This is a genomic window from Deferribacter abyssi, from assembly GCF_049472655.1.
GTDB lineage: Bacteria > Chrysiogenota > Deferribacteres > Deferribacterales > Deferribacteraceae > Deferribacter > Deferribacter abyssi.
Genome location: NZ_JAQNCS010000019.1, coordinates 1 through 19784, shown reverse-complemented (window position 1 = coordinate 19784; position 19784 = coordinate 1). Strand labels below are relative to the sequence as shown.

At 32.5% G+C, this 19784-nt stretch carries 19 protein-coding genes and 1 tRNA gene; 12 read left to right on the top strand and 8 right to left on the bottom strand.

The window, feature by feature from the left end:
- Position 1 precedes the first annotated feature (1 nt).
- The 4 genes from OWK30_RS10145 (at position 2) to OWK30_RS10130 (ending at position 2991) form a co-directional block, all read left to right on the top strand.
- Positions 2–1138, top strand: coding sequence for a 2-oxoacid:acceptor oxidoreductase subunit alpha (locus tag OWK30_RS10145; RefSeq protein WP_423326147.1), 1137 nt, complete (start codon positions 2–4; stop codon positions 1136–1138).
- Positions 1139–1954 (top strand): 2-oxoacid:ferredoxin oxidoreductase subunit beta, encoded by an 816-nt coding sequence (locus OWK30_RS10140; protein ID WP_423326145.1) that lies wholly within the window; start codon positions 1139–1141, stop codon positions 1952–1954.
- 2 nt (positions 1955–1956) lie between these two features.
- Positions 1957–2496: a 2-oxoacid:acceptor oxidoreductase family protein gene (locus tag OWK30_RS10135; protein ID WP_423326143.1), complete on the top strand. Its 540-nt coding sequence runs from the start codon at positions 1957–1959 to the stop codon at positions 2494–2496.
- A 180-nt stretch (positions 2497–2676) separates the two neighbouring features.
- Positions 2677–2991, top strand: a complete 315-nt coding sequence (locus tag OWK30_RS10130) for a succinate dehydrogenase assembly factor 2 (protein WP_423326141.1) — start codon at positions 2677–2679, stop codon at positions 2989–2991.
- 31 nt (positions 2992–3022) lie between these two features.
- Here the strand turns inward: OWK30_RS10130 and OWK30_RS10125 are convergent, their stop codons facing one another.
- Genes OWK30_RS10125 through OWK30_RS10110 form a run of 4 tightly spaced genes read right to left on the bottom strand, consistent with a single transcriptional unit; the run spans position 3023 to position 6229 of the window.
- Complete coding sequence (locus tag OWK30_RS10125; protein WP_423326139.1) at positions 3023–3733, bottom strand: succinate dehydrogenase iron-sulfur subunit; 711 nt, start codon at positions 3731–3733, stop codon at positions 3023–3025.
- A 15-nt stretch (positions 3734–3748) separates the two neighbouring features.
- The gene (gene sdhA / locus OWK30_RS10120) at positions 3749–5521 is read right to left on the bottom strand and encodes a succinate dehydrogenase flavoprotein subunit (protein ID WP_423326137.1); all 1773 of its coding nucleotides are present in this window, start codon (positions 5519–5521) and stop codon (positions 3749–3751) included.
- 24 nt (positions 5522–5545) lie between these two features.
- Entirely contained in the window at positions 5546–5863 is a 318-nt protein-coding gene (locus OWK30_RS10115) for a succinate dehydrogenase, hydrophobic membrane anchor protein (protein ID WP_423326135.1), read from the bottom strand.
- Positions 5864–5875: 12 nt separating this feature from the next.
- Positions 5876–6229 (bottom strand): succinate dehydrogenase, cytochrome b556 subunit, encoded by a 354-nt coding sequence (locus OWK30_RS10110; RefSeq protein ID WP_423326133.1) that lies wholly within the window; start codon positions 6227–6229, stop codon positions 5876–5878.
- A gap of 250 nt (positions 6230–6479) precedes the next feature.
- Between OWK30_RS10110 and OWK30_RS10105 the strand changes: the two genes are divergently transcribed.
- Positions 6480–7418 (top strand): GGDEF domain-containing protein, encoded by a 939-nt coding sequence (locus OWK30_RS10105; protein ID WP_423326131.1) that lies wholly within the window; start codon positions 6480–6482, stop codon positions 7416–7418.
- 243 nt (positions 7419–7661) lie between these two features.
- Positions 7662–8225 carry an AmmeMemoRadiSam system protein A gene (gene amrA, locus OWK30_RS10100; RefSeq protein WP_423326129.1) on the top strand — a complete coding sequence of 188 codons (564 nt, stop codon included), beginning with the start codon at positions 7662–7664 and terminating at the stop codon, positions 8223–8225.
- Here amrA and OWK30_RS10095 read toward each other — a convergent pair.
- Together OWK30_RS10095 and OWK30_RS10090 are read right to left on the bottom strand one after the other, a co-directional pair.
- Positions 8191–8619, bottom strand: a complete 429-nt coding sequence (locus OWK30_RS10095) for a hypothetical protein (protein ID WP_423326127.1) — start codon at positions 8617–8619, stop codon at positions 8191–8193. The two genes, amrA and OWK30_RS10095, sit on opposite strands and share 35 nt — an antisense overlap.
- Entirely contained in the window at positions 8616–9929 is a 1314-nt protein-coding gene (locus OWK30_RS10090; protein WP_423326125.1) for an indolepyruvate ferredoxin oxidoreductase subunit alpha, read from the bottom strand. The genes OWK30_RS10095 and OWK30_RS10090 overlap by 4 nt, the downstream gene beginning before the upstream one ends.
- 147 nt (positions 9930–10076) lie before the next feature.
- Between OWK30_RS10090 and OWK30_RS10085 the strand changes: the two genes are divergently transcribed.
- The 6 genes from OWK30_RS10085 (at position 10077) to OWK30_RS10060 (ending at position 17838) form a co-directional block, all read left to right on the top strand.
- Positions 10077–11237 carry an aspartate aminotransferase family protein gene (locus tag OWK30_RS10085; protein WP_423326123.1) on the top strand — a complete coding sequence of 387 codons (1161 nt, stop codon included), beginning with the start codon at positions 10077–10079 and terminating at the stop codon, positions 11235–11237.
- A gap of 2 nt (positions 11238–11239) precedes the next feature.
- Positions 11240–12178: an ornithine carbamoyltransferase gene (gene argF / locus OWK30_RS10080; protein WP_423326121.1), complete on the top strand. Its 939-nt coding sequence runs from the start codon at positions 11240–11242 to the stop codon at positions 12176–12178.
- 41 nt (positions 12179–12219) lie between these two features.
- A complete protein-coding gene (locus tag OWK30_RS10075) occupies positions 12220–13431 on the top strand; it encodes an argininosuccinate synthase (RefSeq protein WP_423326119.1) in 1212 nt (403 codons plus the stop codon).
- 28 nt (positions 13432–13459) lie between these two features.
- Positions 13460–14329: a glycine--tRNA ligase subunit alpha gene (gene glyQ / locus OWK30_RS10070; RefSeq protein ID WP_423326117.1), complete on the top strand. Its 870-nt coding sequence runs from the start codon at positions 13460–13462 to the stop codon at positions 14327–14329.
- A 47-nt stretch (positions 14330–14376) separates the two neighbouring features.
- On the top strand, positions 14377–16404 hold the full coding sequence (locus OWK30_RS10065; RefSeq protein ID WP_423326115.1) for a methyl-accepting chemotaxis protein: 2028 nt from the start codon (positions 14377–14379) through the stop codon (positions 16402–16404).
- Between the two features lie 150 nt (positions 16405–16554).
- The gene (locus OWK30_RS10060; RefSeq protein ID WP_423326113.1) at positions 16555–17838 is read left to right on the top strand and encodes a M16 family metallopeptidase; all 1284 of its coding nucleotides are present in this window, start codon (positions 16555–16557) and stop codon (positions 17836–17838) included.
- Between the two features lie 98 nt (positions 17839–17936).
- Here the strand turns inward: OWK30_RS10060 and OWK30_RS10055 are convergent, their stop codons facing one another.
- Together OWK30_RS10055 and OWK30_RS10050 are read right to left on the bottom strand one after the other, a co-directional pair.
- The gene (locus tag OWK30_RS10055) at positions 17937–19283 is read right to left on the bottom strand and encodes an FAD-dependent oxidoreductase (protein ID WP_423326111.1); all 1347 of its coding nucleotides are present in this window, start codon (positions 19281–19283) and stop codon (positions 17937–17939) included.
- A 158-nt stretch (positions 19284–19441) separates the two neighbouring features.
- Positions 19442–19531, bottom strand: a tRNA-Ser gene (locus OWK30_RS10050).
- Between the last annotated feature and the right edge of the window lie 253 nt (positions 19532–19784).

Here is a 19784-nt window from a genome sequence, read left to right as displayed (position 1 = left end):
AGTGGCTAAAAATGTACAATTTATGATGGGTAATCATGCTGTAGCTGAAGGTGCGTTGTATGCTGGTTGCCGTTTCTATGGTGGTTATCCAATTACACCTTCAACAGAAATTGCAGAAAGAATGGCTGAGAGATTACCACAGGTAGGTGGTAGGTTTATACAAATGGAAGATGAGATTGCTGCTATGGCATCAGTAATTGGTGCTTCACTTGCAGGGGCTAAAGTATTGACTGCTACAAGTGGTCCTGGTTTTTCGTTAAAACAAGAGAATCTTGGATTTGCAGCACTTTGTGAAATACCAGTTGTTGTTGTGGATGTAATGAGAGGTGGACCATCTACAGGTATGCCCACAGGTCCGAGCCAATCTGATATTATGCAGGCAAAGTGGGGGACACACGGAGATCACCCAATAATTGCTGTAACCCCTGCTTCTGTGCAAGAGCAATTTAACGAGACAGTTAGAGCTTTCAATTTGGCTGAGAAATATAGATGTCCAGTGCTGATTCTAACAGATGCTATTATTGGGCAGATGATGGAATCTCTTGTTATTCCAGAACCAGGTGAACTTGAAGTTATTGACAGGCTTCAGCCTGATTGTTCACCTGAAGAATATTTACCTTATGATATGGATAAGGATATTAATCCGATGCCACCATTTGGCTCAGGATATAGATATCATGTAACAGGGTTGCATCATGATGAAACAGGTTTTCCAACTAATGATCCTGTACTTCACACCAAAAATACAAAAAGATTAATTGAAAAATTAGAGAAAAATTATGACGATATTGTGAAAGTTGAGGAATATTACTGCGATGATGCTGATATTCTTGTTTTTGCAATTGGTGTAACTGCTAGATCTGCAAAAGATGCAGTGCTACAAGCAAGAGAGCAGGGAATTAAAGCTGGGCTTGTTAGGCCACTTACTATATGGCCATTCCCTGACAAGCATCTTGATAAACTTATTAGTGCTAATAATGTTAAAGGGATTGTTGTGCCTGAAATGAACCTTGGACAAATGAAATTTGAGGTAGAAAGAGTCGCTAAAGGTCGTTGTGAAGTGGAAGGCTTATATAGCTTAATGCTTGATCCAATATTGCCTTCTGAGATCTTAGAGAAAATTAGGAGGTTTGCTTAAATGGCTTACGATTACAGTAGATTTTTAAGAAATGAGAAGCTTCCTCATATATGGTGTCCTGGTTGTACTTATGGTATTGTGTTAAAATCATTTATTAGGGCTATTGATAGTCTTGGGTGGGATAAAAATGATATTGTTGTAACATCTGGTATTGGCTGTTGTAGTAGACTGCCTGGCTATGTAGATTTTAACACACTCCATACAACACACGGTCGTTCAATTGCTTTTGCAACAGGTGTTAAGATTGCAAATCCAAAATTGAAAGTTATAGCTCTTGGTGGTGATGGTGATATGACTGCCATTGGTGGTAATCACTTTATTCATGCGTGCAGAAGGAATATTGATATTACTGTATTGGTTTTCAATAATAATATTTACGGTATGACTGGTGCTCAATACTCACCTACTACACCTAAAGGAGCTTGGGCAACCACTGCACCATATGGTATGCCTGAAAACAATTTTGATATTGTGAATTTAGCTATTGGATCTGGTGCGTCATTTGTTGCTAGAAGTACTGCTTACCATGCTACCCATTGTGAAAAAATGATTAAAGAAGCATTGTTACATAAAGGATTAAGTGTTGTAGAAATTATTAATGCTTGTCCAACTGGTTTTGGTAGGAAAAACAAATTTAAATCTCCTACATCCATGTTATTGTGGATGAAGGACAAAGCTGTACAAAAAGCCAAGGCTGAAAAAATGAGTCCAGAAGAGCTTTCTGATAAATTTGTAATTGGTGTACTTCACAAAGAAGAAAAACCTGAATTTATCGAAAGTTATGATGCTACAGTTGGATTAAATAAAGGAGAGTAACAATGGCAAGAATAGATATAAGATTAAGTGGATCTGGTGGACAGGGTATGATCACATCTGGTGCAATCCTTGGGATTGCAGCGGTTTATGATGGTAAAAATGCAGTTCAAACTAAGTCTTACGGACCTGAAGCAAGAGGTGGTGCAGCAAGGGCTGAAGTTGTTATCAGTGAAGAAGAGATTAATTATGTTAAAGTAATTGATGCTGATATTTTAGTTGCTTTAACTCAAGAAGCTGCAGATAAGTTTTCAGAGGCAGTTAAAGAAGGTGGAATTGTTATTGTTGATGAACTTATGGTTAAAAATCCACCAAAGGGTAATTTTAAGCTATATACTTTGCCAATTATTAAAACAGCTGCTGAAAAAGTAGGTAAATCTCTTGTGGCTAATATTGTAACATTGGGTGCTCTCAATGAAATTTCTAAAGTTGTATCATTTGAATCACTAGAGAAAGCAGTTTTAAGTAAGGTACCAAAAGGTACAGAAGAGTTAAATAAAAAAGCTTTGATAGCTGGACAGGAAATTGCAAAGGCTGTCTTATAATATGCAGTTGAGCATTAGTTGCCACATATATTGTGGCAGCTAATGCTTATTATTATAAGTCATAAAAATAAAATCTAAGTGTTACTCATTTAATATTCAAAGTTGCTAAAATAACTTATGTATAAAAGAAAAAATTCTATGTATTATCTTAGTATTAAAAGGCAAAAATAGAGGAAAAATATGAATGTGAAGAAAAGTATAGAGTATAAAAAATGTGTTTTTTTAGCTTCAAGGCGTGCTATGCTGGAGAATGAACTACTATTAAAAGATTTTGTACAAGAATTTGTTCCAGAAAATTATACATTAAATGAAATTAAAGAGTTTAATGAGTTTTTAGAAAAAATTTTTGATAATGATTTATTTGACGTAATATTTGGTATTAAACCAGCCAGTTTTTATTCTAGTAAATATCCTGGAAGGTTTTTAGCTGATATTGAAAACTTCGCATATGAGAACAATAGAATTTTAAAGATTAAAAATAAAATTAAAAGATGATAAAAAGAAAGCGGGCTTCAAGCCCGCTTTCTTAATAGTTTCTATTCATTAACATCCTTCTGATTTCTACAATAGCTTTTGTAGGATTCAGTTCTTTAGGGCATGCTTCAACGCAATTATAGATAGTATGACATCTCCATACACCATGTTTATCGTTTAGTATAGGTAATCTTTCATCAGCACCTTCATCCCTTGAGTCAGCTAAGTATCTCCATGCTCTTAAGAATGCATTTGGTCCAAGGTAATCTTTATCAGCCCAATATGATGGACATGATGATGAACAACAACCGCAAAGAATGCACTCATAAAGTCCATCAAGCTTTTTCCTATCTTCAGGTGATTGATAGTATTCTTTATCAGGTGTTGGAGATTTTCTGATTAAATATGGTTTTACTGTAATAAATTTATTAAAAAAGTCTGTTACATCTACAACAAGATCTCTCATCACAGGCATTCCAGGTAATGGCTGTATTACAATATGGTCAGTACCCAAATCTTCAATTTTTGTAATACATGAGAGCATATTAACACCGTTAACATTTATACCATCGGAGCCACAGACTCCTTCTCTACATGATCTCCTAAATGCAAGTGTAGGATCTTGTTCCCATTTAATTTGATTCAGACCTTCTAATATTAGCATACCTTTTCTACGTATTTCAACTTTATATGATTGATAGTATGGTTCTTTATCTTTTTCAGGGTCGTATCTAAATATTTCAAAAGTTACATATTTGCTCATAATCATCGCCCCCTATTAATATACTCTTGGTTTTGGTGGGAATGGATCCACTGTTAATGGTTTCATTCTTACTGGACGGTATTTTATTTCAACATTGCGACCTTCAGGATCAGAATAAACTTCTGTATGTTTTAGGAAGTTTTCATCGTCTCTATCTGGATAGTCATCTCTATAATGACCACCACGTGATTCTTTTCTTTCTAGTGCAGCTTTTGTTATAGCTTTAGCAACTAATAACATATTATTAAGTTCAAGTGCTTCGATCAACTCAAGGTTATAAATGTTAGATTTATCATTTAATTTGAAATCGTCCATTTTGTTTTGTAATTCTTCAATTTTTTCTAGTGCATTGGTAAGAGATTCTTCTGTTCTAAAAACACTAACATTCATTTGCATAGTTTCAATTAACTCATTGTAAATTGGTCCAAATGTGTACTTACCATTTGCATTAGCAAATTTTTGTAAAATTTTTATGCCAAAATCACCAGCATTTTCTTTTAATGGCACTAGAGGGTTCTCTTTAGCCCATTTAGCAGCTTGTTCACCAGCTGTTCTACCAAAAACTACAAGGTCAAGAAGAGAATTTGTACCTAATCTGTTTGCACCATGAACTGATGCTGCCGCACATTCTCCAGCTGCAAAGAAACCTGGAACTAGTTCTTCAGGTTTATCCATAGTTCCAAGGACAACCTGTGTTAAGTAGTTAGTAGGGATACCACCGTTTTGATAGTGAGCAGTTGGTACGACAGGAATTGGTTCTTTTGTACAGTCTACACCTGCAAAGACTAGAGCAAGCTCGTGAATACCTGGTAATTTTTCCATGATAGCATCAGCACCTATATGATCAATTTTTAATAGAATATGATCTTTGTTAGGTCCAACACCACGTCCAGCTAATATTTCTCTCATCATAGAACGGGATACTATGTCTCTTGGTGCAAGATCTTTAATTGTAGGTGCATATTTTTCCATAAATCTTTCGCCATTTGCATTTAAAAGATATCCACCCTCACCACGTACTCCTTCTGTGATAAGGTTCCCAGCTCCATAAATTCCTGTTGGGTGGAATTGTACAAATTCTGCATCACTCCATGTGAATCCAGCTCTCATTGCAAGAGCTAAACCATCTCCGGTATTTATGTGAGCATTTGAATTTGTTTTATAAACTCTACAGCTACCTCCTGTTGCGAAAACTATAGCTTTGGCATGGAAAATATGAAATCCTCCATTTTGGATATCCCAGCAAAGCACACCGTTTACGGCACCTTCGTTTGTTAAAAGCTCAAGTGCATAGAATTCACTAAAAAAATGTGTACCTTGAGCTACAGATTTCTCATATAATGTTTGAAGCATAGCATGACCTGTACGGTCTGCAGCATAACATGCTCTTTTTACTGGTCTTTTACCAAACTCTGCAGTATGACCTCCAAAAGGTCTTTGAGCAATTTTACCTTCAGGTGTCCTACTGAAAGGAAGACCAATGTGCTCAAGCTCTATAATCATTTCTGGAGCAAGTTTTGTCATATATTCGCATGCGTCTTGGTCAGCAAGGTAATCAGAACCTTTAACTGTGTCAAACATATGCCAATGCCAATGATCTTCCTCTAAATTACCAAGGGCAGCTGAGATGCCACCTTGTGCAGAAATTGTATGGCTTCTTGTTGGATATACTTCAGAAATAACAGCGGTTCTACAATATTGGGAAGCAACCTGTGCAGCGTTGAGACCTGCACCGCCTGCACCAACTATTACAACATCAAACTTATGATATTCTACTTTCACAGACATATCTTTTACCCCTCACAAAATTTTTTATAAAGATGAAACAACACTTAAAGCGAGAATAGCTAAAGTAATACCAACTATCCAATAAATAGCAAGAATAATAGCTCTCCAAATTGGGCTTGAAACATAGTCGTCTGTAATCATTTTGAAGCCATTCAAAGTGTGAAAAATACCAAATGCAAAAAGAGGTCCGAGAACAATTTTTTGAAGTCCCCATTCACCACTTTTTATCATGGAAAAGAAGTGTATAAAAATAACTAGGATAAGAATTACACCAGATATTCTTTGCATTAACCATTCAAAAACGCCTTTGTCGCTTGAACCCATGAACTTATACTGTTTCATACTGATTCCTCCTTATGAAAATATAGGTATAGCGCCTATGATAAATACTACTATTACTAAGAAAATAACAACCATAAACTGTTTTGCAAAGACTTCCTTTTCGGCTCCGTTTCCAAAGTCAAGCAGAACAATTCTAAAACCGTTAAATGCGTGATAAATGAATGTTAAAAAGACTACAGCTCTTACTCCTGCATTAGCCGTAATGCTGGTAAACCATTCAGCAACACCTGATTTGCCTAAAATATGAAAAATCAGGTAAAGGCCCAATATTACACCGGTTATTCTGTGTAGCAACCATGCTACCATTCCGGTGTGTTTACGATAAGAAACTTTTTTGGGATACACATACAGATCTTTTCTTGGCATCTTACACCCCTTTTTTATTTTAAGATACAAACGATGTTAAATTTAACTTGAAACTAACATAATTATTTTTGTTTGTCAATTAGATTGTATACAATATACATATAATGTTATTAGATAGTAGTTATAGAAAATGATAGTTGTTTAAGTTAGGAATATATAACTTCAAAAATTAAAACATTGTTTAAAATATGTTATTATGAAGCAGTTATATTTTATTTATTTTTTTATTGGGTTGTGCTAAATAATAGTTATGATCAATTATGTGCGTAGAAATTTTTTATTTTTATTATTTTCTGTTTTTATTTTGATATTTGAGGTAAGTAACAATATAGATAATAAATTAATAATGATTACAACTCTTTATTTGTTATTTTGTATTGTAACTATACAATATATTGATGATATAGATGAATATATTTTTCATATTATATTTATCATACTGTTAGGGTTTTTGACATATTTTTCGAAAACTGCTTTTTTATATTTTCAATGTTTGGCAATTGTGTTTTTATTTTTCCATTCAAAATTTTATTTTCTAAAATTGTTGTTTGTTATAGGATTATACGGATTTGATATTTATTTTTTAAATGTGGATTTTTATTCAGATTTCAGTTTTATATATATATCATTAATTATTTCAGCCTTGACTGCTAGGTATTTGTTTTTAAGTTTATATGATAAGATAAACGAATTATCTATAACAGATGATTTGACTGGCTTATTAAATCAAAAGGGGTTTCTTAAAAAGTTTGAAGATGAGTATTATAGGTCTGTTAGGTACAATAAAAACTTTACATTGATAATGCTAGATTCTGATGATCTTAAAAAAATAAACGATACATATGGTCATAAATATGGAACGCGTGTAATTCTTCTTATTGCAGAAGAAATTAAGAAAAATATTAGGAGAACAGATTTTGCCTGTAGGTATGGAGGTGATGAATTTATGATATGTCTTGTGGAGACTCCTATAGAAAATGGGATAAAATTAGCTGAACGATTAAAGGAATCTATTGCTATAAAACCGATTTTTACAGATAAAGGTAAAAATTTTAATATTACGGTAAGTGTAGGTATTGTGGGATACCCAGAAAGTTCTGAAAGAATTTATGAGCTTTTAGATATGGTTGACAAAGCTATGTATCAAGCGAAAAATAAAGGAAAAAATCAGGTTTGTTTTTTTGATTAAAAAATAATCGAGTAAAGAAATTTATGAAAAATAGTAAGTTGAATAAAAAATATATAGTTTACTACACAGAGTTTCCACAATATATTAATTGTAAAAAGTTCTTGACAATATGATGTTGAGTTTTTAAGAATTGAGTATAATTAATTGATAATTAAAATAAAAAATAGGATATATGGCAAGTTCTTAATATTGTAAAGAAAATGTTTTGTTTGAATTCAACAGTTTTTCCACAGGAGGTTGCTTATGATAAGCTTAAGCGAAGAATCAAGAAAGTATTTATTAGGTGTTGCACGAAGAAGTATAGAATATAAGTTTTGTAAAAAACTTTTTGAGCCTAAAGATATTCCACATGAGTTAAACTTTCAGTCAGGTTGTTTTGTATCTTTACATGATAAAAACAAAAATTTAAAAGGATGTATTGGTAATTTTAGGAATGATATAAATATTGTATTCAATGTAAGAGATATGGCTATAGAAGCTGCTTTTAATGATCCTAGATTTACATCTATAAGACAAGATGAACTTGAAAATATAAATATAGAAATTTCTGTTTTGACGCCAATGCAGCAGGTTAAGGATATAGAAGAAATCGTTGTAGGAAAAGATGGTTTATATGTTGTTAAAGGGTTTTTCAGTGGAGTTTTATTGCCTCAGGTGGCTGTGCAGCATGGATGGAACAAGTATGAGTTTTTATCATATACGTGTATGAAGGCTGGACTCCCTTTTGATGAATGGAAAAAGACAGATGTTAATATATATAAATTTCAAGCAATTATATTTGATGAAGTTTCATTAGGTTTGAAATAGGTCTTGAACTACTAAACAGTAAAAGTTCTTCTTTTTTATTTTTATCTGTTAGGTAGCCAGTAAAGAAAGCAGGAGATGTATCTGGAAACGATTTTATTAAACTGCCAATTATACTCCAGTAATGCAGATTGTTGTTAAGCAGTTTTATATTAAAAGATGAGAGGTTTGTTTTGTCGATTAATGTATTATCCATGTCAACTATATATGTTTTAAATTCTTTTTTATTACTACCTTGTAGTTTTAATGAAAAAGCATAAGGGAATGGAGGTGTAAAGTTGTAGAGTCCATTTGTTTCAACAAGATAGTCTGCGCTTTCAAATGTTTCGATCATGATTGGTAGTATTTCTGAAAAAAGATCCTTGTTTAAATAATAAAATGTTATTATTAGATTCATTTTATTGCTCCATAACGGCAAAAAAGTTTACAATATGTGCATCCAACACAGAGGGAACTATTTATAGAGATTTTTTTATTATCTGTTTCAAAAAGTGCTGGGCAGTTTGTTTTTTCTATACATTCAGGTGATTCGTTTTGTGAAAGACACTTACATTTTTTTTCTTTAATTGTTAAAGGTTTTTGCTTTGGGATATTTTCGCAAGAGTAAGGAAAAATAAAGTTAGATTGAGGTAATTTCTTTATTTTTTTTATTTTTGGTATAGATATGTAAGCTTCGTTTTGTGTATCTAATAAAAGTATTACTCTCTGATGCGGTTTTAACTCATTGACTAAATTGTGGTTTATTTCTGAAATGTTTCCTATGAAAATAGTGTCTTTTTGTAAAGATTTTAAAGTCAGGCCATAATACTCAGAAAATGATAAATGTTTTAAGTTAAACATATTGGAGACTATGTCACATTTTATACTGCTAAAAATAAACAAATTGTTATTTAATAACTCTTTAATACTGACAAAAGGACAACCTGGGCAAAGGTATTTTTTGACTGAAACATTTTCATGTGTAGGATGTATTTTCAAGTCAATTTTGAAGTTATAGTCGTGTAATAAATTTTCGAAAAAATAAAGTTCATTTTGAAACACTTTGATGATTTTTATTTTCTCAATATTGATTAAATAGTGATTTTTTATATGAGGAATTAGGTATGGTATGAAATCATAATTGTTATTATAAAATGAAATAGTATCAGGTACATTATGTGTTTTAATCTCTTGATTTAAAATTGTTTCTGCTAACTGAAAGTGTTCTAAAAGTTCTTCTCGAGTAGGTGAAATTAAATTGTTTAAGGTTAAATAAGGTTTGATAATTGTATGTTCTGGTTCTAGTTCAACATCTTTAGTAATGTTATTTAAGATCGATGGTGATATTACTACGTTGACAGGGAGTTTTGTCTCTGACGACAATTTATAGGCAATCATTAAATGCTTTGTCAATAAATTGATTTGTTTTATGAAAATTGTGGGTAATTGAATAGTATCAGGTAATGTCCTAGAAATGATTAAAAATGGACTATTAATCAAATAGATTTTTTTAATGTCAGGTATTTTATGATAAAAAGCGATGGTTTTAACCCCTGTAAGAGCAGATGAAATCAGGATTTTGAAAGAATTGAGTGTAGGCAATAGTGTTGTATTGTCAATTTCCAAAGGGAATAAGTTTTCTTTGTAAATTACTTCAAATCTTAATTCATTAATAAATTTATTAACTATTTCATTGGTGTTATGAAAAATTGTTTTCTTGTCAATCATTTATACCTCTTCAATGTTGCTTACCAAAAGATTCTATCAAATTAAATTTTTAATTCAACAATTATTTGAAAAAATGTCTAATGGTTAATATAAAAAACTTTATAATTTTTGCCTTTTATATTATAAAGTTTTGTCTGGAGGTGTTAGATGAGCTATGTAATGAACACTTATAATAGATATAAACTTGAATTTGTGAAAGGCGAAGGTTCATATCTTTTTGATAGAGAAGGGAATAGATACCTTGATTTTGCCTCAGGTATAGCTGTTACAAATCTTGGACATAGCAATAGTGAGATAAGTAAAGTTATTTGTGAGCAATCAAAAAAACTGTTACATACATCTAATCTTTACAAAATACCTTTTCAAGAGGAATTGGCAGAAATAATTTCAAAAAAAAGTTTTGGTGGCAAAGTGTTCTTTTGTAATTCTGGAGCAGAGGCTAATGAAGCTGCTATAAAATTGGCCAGAATTTATGGGAATAGAAAATATGAAGGCGTAAAATATAAAATAGTTACAATGACAAACTCTTTCCATGGGCGTACATTAGCTACTCTTTCTGCAACGGGTCAAGATAAAGTTAAAAAAGGTTTTGAACCAACATTAGATTTTTTTGTGTCAGTTCCTTTTAATAACTATGATGCTCTTTATGAGGTTGTTAAGAATGAGGATGTTGTGGCGGTGATGTTAGAGCCTATTCAAGGAGAGGGTGGTATTATAGCTGCAAATAGGACATATTTGCAAAAAGTGAGAGAGTTATGTAATAGAATGGATGTATTGTTAATTTTTGATGAAGTGCAAACGGGGGTAGGGAGGACAGGCTATTTATTTGCTTATCAAATTTATGGAATTGAACCAGATATAATGACGTTAGCAAAGGGGCTTGGCAATGGTATTCCTATTGGTGCTATGATAGCGAATGATAGATTTGCAACATATTTTACACCAGGAACTCATGCTTCAACTTTTGGTGGGAATTATTTAGCTTGTGCTGTTGGTAAAAAAGTTTTAGAGCTTATGGATGATCAATTGTTAGATGATGTAAAGAAGAAAGGGGTATATTTTAAACAAAAACTGAAAAAGATATTTGACGATAGAGGTGAAGTGAGAGGGGAAGGGTTATTAATTGGTGTATCTTTAAAAGGTGTTAAAAATACTGATTTTATAGATGAGTGTCATAATGAACATTTACTTTGTGTCCCTGCTGGTGATAATGTTGTTAGATTATATCCTCCTTTAATTGTAAGCTATGAGGAAATTGATGAGTGTATTAAGAAACTTAAGAATGTTATAGAAAGATTGTGGGGGTAATAGTGAAAAGAGATTTTTTAACATTAATCGATTTTAGTCCTAGTGAGTTGAAAGATATTATTTCTCTTGCTTTAAAATTAAAAGAAGAGAGGAAAAATGGTATTTTTAGAAAGTATATTGAAAATAAAAAAGTTGCATTGATTTTTGAAAAATCATCAACTAGGACAAGAGTTTCTTTTGAAGTTGGTGTGGTAGAAATGGGAGGTTATCCACTTTTTTTAAGTAAAAACGATATTCAGCTTGGTAGAGGAGAAAGTGTAAAAGATACTGCGAGGACACTGTCAAGATATGTAGATATGGTGATGATAAGAACTTTTGAACACACTAGGATAGAAGAGTTTGCAAAAAATGCCTTTGTACCAGTTATCAATGGGCTAACGAATGAATTTCATCCTTGCCAGGTGATGGCGGATATTATGACTATTTACGAGAAAATGGGGAAATACGACGGAGTTAAACTGGCTTATATAGGGGATGGTAACAACATGGCACACTCATTGATGATTGGTTGTGCAAAGTTTGGTATTGATATATCTATTGCAACGCCAGAACAGTATCAGTGTTTAACGGAAATTGTAGCTAAGGCAAAGGATATAGCTAATGAAACAGGTTCTATTGTTGAGACAACTTTTGATCCTTATGAAGCAGTAAAAAATGCTGATTTTATATATACTGATGTTTGGGCAAGCATGGGGTTTGAAGATGAAACAGAAGAGCGAAAAAAAGCTTTTATAAAATACCAAGTTAATTCTGATTTAATAGCTGCTACGGGTAAAAAAACATATTTTATGCATTGTTTACCTGCTCATTTAGGTGAAGAAGTTACAGAAGATGTTTTTGAGTCAAAGTTTTCAATAGTTTTTGATGAAGCAGAGAATAGGTTGCATGTGCAAAAGGCTGTTATGAAGTGGTTGTTTGAGCAGTTTGACAAAAATGTGTGAAATAATTAAGTCATTATAATTATATAAGGAGGAAATATATAATGAGTAGAGATAAGGTTGTTTTAGCGTATTCTGGTGGGCTTGATACATCAGTGATTTTAAAATGGTTAGATTTGCAAGGTTATGATGTGGTAGCTTATGTTGCTGATTTGGGACAAAGGGATGATTTGGAAGCTTTGGAGGAAAAAGCATATAAATCAGGAGCTAAAGAGTTTTACATCCTTGATTTGAAAGAAGAATTCGTTAAAGATTTTGTGTTTACATCTATAAAGTTTAATGCTGTATATGAAGGAAGGTATTTACTAGGGACATCTCTAGCAAGACCTGTTATTGCAAAAGGGATGGTTGAGATTGCAAGAAAAACTGGTGCAAAATATGTGGCACATGGTGCTACTGGTAAAGGTAATGATCAGGTGAGATTTGAGCTATCAGTGGCTGCCCTTGCTCCTGATTTGAAAGTTATTGCACCATGGAGAATTCCTGAATTTTTCAATAAAATAAAAGGACGTAAAGAGGCAATGGATTTTGCTGCAGAATATGGGATTCCTGTAAAGGCTACTAAAGACAAACCTTGGAGCTCAGATGAAAATTTAATGCATATAAGTTTTGAAGCTGGGATATTGGAAGATCCAGCTATGAGGCCACCTAAAGACATGTTTGAGCTATCTGTTGATCCGAAAGATGCTCCTGATGTGCCAGAGGAAATTGAGATAGAATTCGAAAAAGGAGTTCCTGTTGCTGTAAATGGAGAAAGACTGAATGCTGCAGATTTACTCAAAAAACTTAATGATTTAGGCGGTAGACATGGTGTTGGGAGAGTTGATATAGTAGAAAGTAGATTTGTAGGGATGAAGTCGAGAGGAGTGTATGAAACACCTGGTGGTACTATTTTAATGGTTGCTCATAGAGACCTTGAAGGCCTTACTCTTGAGGGGAGTTTGATAAACCTAAAAGATACATTGATGCCAAGATTTGCATATTTGGTGTATGCCGGATATTGGTTTAGCAGTGAAATGGACTGTTTGAGAGCGTTTGTGGAAGAGTCTCAAAAATATGTAAGTGGTAAAGTGACTGTTGAATTGTATAAGGGGAATATTACTATTGTTAGTAGAGAGTCAAAATACTCTCTTTATGATCAACTACTTGTGTCTATGGATGATGATTTGGGAGCATATAATCAATCCGATGCTACAGGTTTTATAAAACTAAATTCACTTCCTTTGATTGCTAACGCAAAAAGAAAAAATAAATAGAAATTATTGTTTTTGGAGGTTAATAATTATGTATTTTCAAGATGTGATTTTGAAGCTTCAGCAATTTTGGGCTGAGAGAGGGTGTATAATTTATCAGCCGTACGATATCGAGGTGGGGGCAGGGACTTTCAACCCGGCTACATTTTTAAGATGTCTTGGGCCTGAGCCTTGGAATGTGGCTTATGTTGAGCCTAGTAGAAGGCCAACAGACGGTAGGTACGGTGAAAATCCTAATAGACTGCAGCATTATTATCAATTTCAAGTAATTTTAAAACCATCTCCTGATAACATACAAGAAATATATCTTGATAGCTTAAGGTTTTTAGGAATAGAACCTTTGGAACACGATATAAGATTTGTGGAAGATGACTGGGAATCGCCAACACTTGGTGCATGGGGACTTGGTTGGGAGGTTTGGCTTGATGGTATGGAAATTACACAGTTTACTTATTTTCAACAAGCTGGAGGGATAGACCTTGATCCTGTTTCTGGTGAAATTACATATGGTTTAGAGAGAATTGCTATGTACCTTCAAAAGGTTGACTCTGTATTTGATTTAAAATGGAATGATAAAGTAACTTATGGGGATGTATATCATAGTAATGAAGTAGAGTTTTCTAAATATAATTTTGAAGAAGCTGATATAGAGATGCTTTTTACATTATTTAATATGTATGAAAAAGAGTGTATTAGGTTAGCTGAAAAGAATCTTCCTCTTCCGGCTTATGATTATTGTCTTAAATGTAGCCATACATTTAACTTGCTAGATGCTAGGAATGCTATATCTGTGACAGAAAGAACAGGTTATATTGCAAGGGTAAGAAATCTTGCTAAATTGTGTGCTGAAAAGTATTTACAATCAAGGGAAGAAAAAGGTTTTCCTTTATTAAGAAAATAGTCTGATTTAGGGTATGTAGTAAAAAAATACAATTAAGGAGGAGTTGTGTGATTAAAAAACAGGATTCGAAAAGATTTTGGGTGGATATGAATATTTCTACTAAGATCTTTATATTGCTAGTAGTTATTCTTGTAATGGGATTTATTATTACAGGATATTTTGTTATTAAGAATGTGAAAAAGCATTTTAGTAAAGAAGTTGGTGTGCAATTAACAGCAGAAGTTAGAACAATAAAGGATTTTTTAAGTTCTACTGATAAAACTACTCAGGATATTAGAAAAAAAATAGAAGAGGATGCTTTATTTGATTTGACAGAAAGAGTTCAATCTTTAAAGAGCACACTAACAAAACTCTATTCAACTTTTACTTCTGTAGGGATGACACCAACAGTTATAAGATTTCAATTGGCTACAGAAATTTTACAAGTAAAAATAGGTACGAGCGGTTATGCTTATGCATTGGATTCTAATGGTACATTAGTAGTACATCCCACAAAGCAGGGTAAGAATTTAAAAGGTAAAAAACATATTGACCAGATATTAGAAGAAAAAAATGGTGTGATTATTTATGAAAGGAGTACAGATCCTAAACATCCAAAAGTATATGCTGCTTTTAGGTATTTGCCACAACTTGATTGGATTATAGTTTTAACGATACCTGAGTCAGAGTTAATGGAAGTTGCTAATAAGGTTCAAGATGATATTTTAGAGGATGTAAAGAAGAGTGTTAAGACATTGAAAATTGGTAAAACAGGCTATTATTACATTATGAATTCAAAAGGTGTTTTAGTTGTGCATCCTTCTAAGAAATATGAAGGGAAGAATATTTCTAAATATGATTTTGTTAAAGAGATGATTAAAAATAAGAATGGAGTAATCCATTATAAATGGGAAGGGAAGGATAAGATTGTAGCTTATACATATTATGCTCCAAGAGATTGGATTATTGCTGGTGGAAGCTATGAGGATGAGTTTTTGGGGCATGTTGTTAAATCTGCTGAATTAAGCTTTTTTACAGTCAGCATAATTGTGGTATTAGTATTGCTTATTACTTTGAGAGTTATTTTTAGAATTAATTTATTAAATCCTATTAATGATCTTGAGCAGCTTTTTAAGAAGATTGCAAAAGGTGATTTAACTCAAAAATTAGAGGTAAAGCGTAAAAATGAAATTGGTAGAATAATTATTAATGTGAATAGTATGGTTGATCAAATGAATAAAGCTTTGTGTGAAGTGAACTCCTCATCTAAAGAGTTGGGGCAATCTGCTGAGTCTTTAGCAGCATCCAGTAATCAAATGATCTCTGGAGTAGAAACACAGACTGAGAGGATATCTTCTGTAGAAGTTGCAGTTCAGGAAATGACTGCTACAATAAGTGAAATATCTCAAAATTTAGAAGAAATAAGTAATGAGATTGAAAGTATTAAAGATGCAGCGGATACTGGAAGGCAAGTGATAGATGAAACTGTGGATGGAATAACAAACTTGTCTGATTCAGTAATTACTACAGCAGAAAAGATTAAAGAACTTGGTAAATCATCTGAGCAGATAGGCGAAATTTTACAGGTTATTTCAGATATTGCGGATCAGACTAATTTGCTCGCCCTAAATGCAGCTATCGAGGCTGCAAGAGCAGGTGAACATGGCAGGGGATTTGCTGTTGTTGCTGATGAGGTAAGAAAATTAGCCGAAAGAACTGCTAAAGCTACAGGTGAGATAGACGAAATGATTAAATCGATTCAAACTGAAGTGAAATCATCTGTTGTGCATATGGATAAAGGTTCTAAATTAGCCGAGGAAGGCTCTATGCTTGTTGGTAATCTTAAAATGAGTCTTGAAGAAATAATCAACGGTGTATTAGATGTAGCGGATAAAATAACTGCAGTCGCATCAGCTGTAGAGCAGCAATCAGCAACAAGTCAAGAAATTTCTAATAATATGACTGAAATAGCAACAGTTGCTCAGGAAAACACAGCAATAGTTCAAGAAAATCATAGACAGGCAGAATTATTAAAAGAATTAGCTCAAACATTAAGGGGTATTGTAAGTCGATTTAAACTACAGCAGTGTGATTAGTGTAATCTATTTGAATAGCCCCTTATAAAAGGGGCTATTCTTTTATGTGGACTAAAAAATTTAGTATTAATATTAGATTGTGATGAACAAACAATATATTAATTAATCTATAAATTAGATATGTTATCTTTGTGTGGTTAGAGGTGAAAAATGAAAAGAATTTTATTTGTTATTATATTCACAATTCTTTATGGAGGGAGTGCTTTGGCTGTCGATGTTTTTAAATTACAAAATGGTGTAACTGTAGTTTATAAGTATATGAAAGATATAAAAATTGTATCTGTTCAGCTATGGATGAAGACAGGTTCAAGAAATGAATATAAATTTAATAATGGTATTGCGCACTTTTTAGAGCATATGGTTTTTAAAGGGACTGAAAAGTATAAGCCATCTCAAATTGATGAAATAGTTGAGTCTCATGGTGGAATAATGAATGCTGCCACAAGCAAAGATTATACGTTTTATTATATCACAATTCCTTCAAAAAATGCTGAGTTGGCATTTGATGTAATTAGTGAAATGGTTTTTAAAGCGAAATTTTTACCTGATGAAATTAAGAAAGAGAAACCTGTGGTAATTCAAGAAATTAGAAGAAAGTATGACTCTCCTACTTATGATATGTGGGTAGCTTTATCAAATTATTTGTATAAAGGAACAACATATTCTATTGAAGTTATTGGGACAGAAGAAAACATAAAGTCATTCAATCAGAAAATACTTTTTGATTACTACAATCATTTTTATCATCCTCAAAATATGATTCTTGTAGTGGTAGGTGATATTACTAAAGATAAAATAGAAAAATTGGCTAATAGATACTTTAATTTGATAAAACCAGTAAAAGCTGGAAAACAAAAGACTTTTAATCCTGTAAAGCTTGATAAGGATATTGAAAAAGATTTTTATAAGAAAGTTTCTCAGGTATATATGGCTCTTAGTTTTAAAGCTTTTCCTCTAACTGACAAGAGAATATATGCAGCTGAGGTCTTAACTGAGGTGCTTTCAGGTGGTGAATTTTCATTGCTAAATCGAAAACTTAAATATGAAAAACAGTTGGTTACATCCGTATACGGTGGTTATATGGGACTGAAATATGATGGAAGTTTTACATTTTATTTGACATGTCTGCCTGATAAATTAGAAGATAGTGAAAAAGAGCTTTGGAAAGTTATTAATAACTTAAAAAAAGGAGATATCTCTAAAAAGGACGTAGAAAAGGCCAAAAAGAGGCTTGTTTCGCAGCTTTTATTTCAAAGAGAAAAAGCTAATTCTGAGGCAAATGATATAGGATATTCTTTTACTCACGAGATTCAGGATTATTATTTGAATTATGAAAAAAACATAGAAAGTGTAAAAGTTGAAGATATTAAATCTTTGGCAATAGATTTGTTTAGTAAACATTTTGTAAAAGTAAGAACTTTACCTGAGCATTAAGAATACATTTAAATACATAACAGATTGATAAAAGTCTAGAGACGAGTTTATGAAAATCAACTCGTCTCTAGACTTTATATACATGATAACTTTCAAATTTACTTATTAGTTTTTTCAAAATAATTTATTAGTTTTTCTGCTGCCATTGTAATTGCGTTGTTAGCAGGGAAAAAAGTTTGGAATGGTTGTGCACAGTAGCTAAAATTAAAAAGATCATATATTGTATTTTCGTTTTGTATAGCTAGTGAAATAGTATCTATTCTACCTGGGACCCCTTCACCTGCAACTACCTGCCCCCCAATAATCTTTTTAGTTTTTTTGTCAGCAATAAGTTTTACATACACTTTTTTAGTCCCAGGAATAATCGGAAATCTTGTTGTAGTTTCTCCCACAGCTGAGATGGTCTCAAAACCACGTTGTTTAGCTACATCTTCTGTAAAGCCTGTACCACCCATTCTCCATTTAACTGTTTTTGTGATGGCACCATTTATAAATCCCTGATATTTATAATTTCTTCCTAGAATATTGTAAGCTGCAATTTTACCCATTGGAACAGCATTTGTGGCGAGCTTGCCACCTATTGGTTTTTTATCGATAAAGGAGATGAATGATGCCACATCTCCAACGGCATATACATCTTCTATATTGGTTCTCATATGGGCATCTACAACTATACCAAAGTTATCAATATTCAAATTCGTATCTTTAAAAATTTCTACATTTGCTTTTACGCCCACTGCAAAAATTACTAGATCATGTTCCCCCAAATTTATTGTCTTATCAGTAGTGGATAGTATTACTTTTTCAACATATTTTTGACCTTCAAGAGCCTCTACTTTTGTATTTAGAAGCAAATTAATCCCTTTTTCTCGGATGTCTTCTTCCGGATATTTAGAAAAATCTTTATCTAATAAATTTGGTAATACTCTATTTTGCATTTCAATGAGGTATGTTTCTAATCCTCTTTCTTGCATTGCAACAGCCATTTCGATACCGATATTTCCAGCACCAACTATTACAGCTTTCTTTGCTCCTGATTCTAAGTATTTTAAAATATGTTCTAAGTCATTTTCCGTTTTTACTGTTGCTATATTACGTAGATTATTACCAGGGATAGGAGGGATAAAAGGATTTGCTCCTGTGGCAATAATAAGTTTGTCATAAGAAAATGTTCCACTTTTTTCTGTATAAACAGTTTTACTATCAAAATTTACTTTTGTCGCTTTATCTTTTATTAGAGTTGCTCCGACACCCGTAACTAATTCATCATTTTTTCTTATTTTTTCTCTGTCTACAAGATTTTCTATAACGTATGGAAGAGCGCAATAAATTACACTATAAGGTTCTGGTCTAATTACTGTCACATCAATGCCAGGATTATGCATTTTTATTGTTCTTGTTGCCTGAATACCTCCAGGTCCTCCGCCAATTACCACTACTTTCATAGCAACTAACCTCCTTTTTGTCTTTTGTGAAAGAAAATAATAAATTATGAACATATGTCAATATAAACATAAAATCTTTTGAAATTTTTGTACATAATGTTTGAGAGCGGGAAGATATTTTATGATTTTTGTTAAACCTTAGATATTAATATTGTAAGCGGAGAGGAGGGGATTCGAACCCCTGGTACCGCAATGCGGTACACCTGATTTCGAGTCAGGCCCGATAAGCCAGGCTCCGGCACCTCTCCAATTTATAAATCTTATAGTAAATTATAACAAATTGTAAACTATTTTTATCCATGGAGTCATCCAATTTTTTGGAAAACTTTGTTTGAACTTGTTTATGGAAAGAAAAACATTTTATAGGAACTTGCCTCGGAGCAAAACCGGATGCTTTGCGAAAATAAAGAAAATATTTTTCCATAAACAATAACATGTAACTATTTGGTATATATATTAGACAAGCAATAAAAAATGGAGTGACTCCAGTTCTCTAAAATC

Coding starts and splice junctions, on each gene's coding strand:
- OWK30_RS10140 (WP_423326145.1), top strand. CDS start 1,139: ATGGCTTACGATTACAGTAGATTTTTAAGAAATGAGAAGCTTCCTCAT.
- OWK30_RS10135 (WP_423326143.1), top strand. CDS start 1,957: ATGGCAAGAATAGATATAAGATTAAGTGGATCTGGTGGACAGGGTATG.
- OWK30_RS10130 (WP_423326141.1), top strand. CDS start 2,677: ATGAATGTGAAGAAAAGTATAGAGTATAAAAAATGTGTTTTTTTAGCT.
- OWK30_RS10125 (WP_423326139.1), bottom strand. CDS start 3,733: ATGAGCAAATATGTAACTTTTGAAATATTTAGATACGACCCTGAAAAA.
- sdhA (WP_423326137.1), bottom strand. CDS start 5,521: ATGTCTGTGAAAGTAGAATATCATAAGTTTGATGTTGTAATAGTTGGT.
- OWK30_RS10115 (WP_423326135.1), bottom strand. CDS start 5,863: ATGAAACAGTATAAGTTCATGGGTTCAAGCGACAAAGGCGTTTTTGAA.
- OWK30_RS10110 (WP_423326133.1), bottom strand. CDS start 6,229: ATGCCAAGAAAAGATCTGTATGTGTATCCCAAAAAAGTTTCTTATCGT.
- OWK30_RS10105 (WP_423326131.1), top strand. CDS start 6,480: ATGATCAATTATGTGCGTAGAAATTTTTTATTTTTATTATTTTCTGTT.
- amrA (WP_423326129.1), top strand. CDS start 7,662: ATGATAAGCTTAAGCGAAGAATCAAGAAAGTATTTATTAGGTGTTGCA.
- OWK30_RS10095 (WP_423326127.1), bottom strand. CDS start 8,619: ATGAATCTAATAATAACATTTTATTATTTAAACAAGGATCTTTTTTCA.
- OWK30_RS10090 (WP_423326125.1), bottom strand. CDS start 9,929: ATGATTGACAAGAAAACAATTTTTCATAACACCAATGAAATAGTTAAT.
- OWK30_RS10085 (WP_423326123.1), top strand. CDS start 10,077: ATGAGCTATGTAATGAACACTTATAATAGATATAAACTTGAATTTGTG.
- OWK30_RS10075 (WP_423326119.1), top strand. CDS start 12,220: ATGAGTAGAGATAAGGTTGTTTTAGCGTATTCTGGTGGGCTTGATACA.
- glyQ (WP_423326117.1), top strand. CDS start 13,460: ATGTATTTTCAAGATGTGATTTTGAAGCTTCAGCAATTTTGGGCTGAG.
- OWK30_RS10060 (WP_423326113.1), top strand. CDS start 16,555: ATGAAAAGAATTTTATTTGTTATTATATTCACAATTCTTTATGGAGGG.
- OWK30_RS10055 (WP_423326111.1), bottom strand. CDS start 19,283: ATGAAAGTAGTGGTAATTGGCGGAGGACCTGGAGGTATTCAGGCAACA.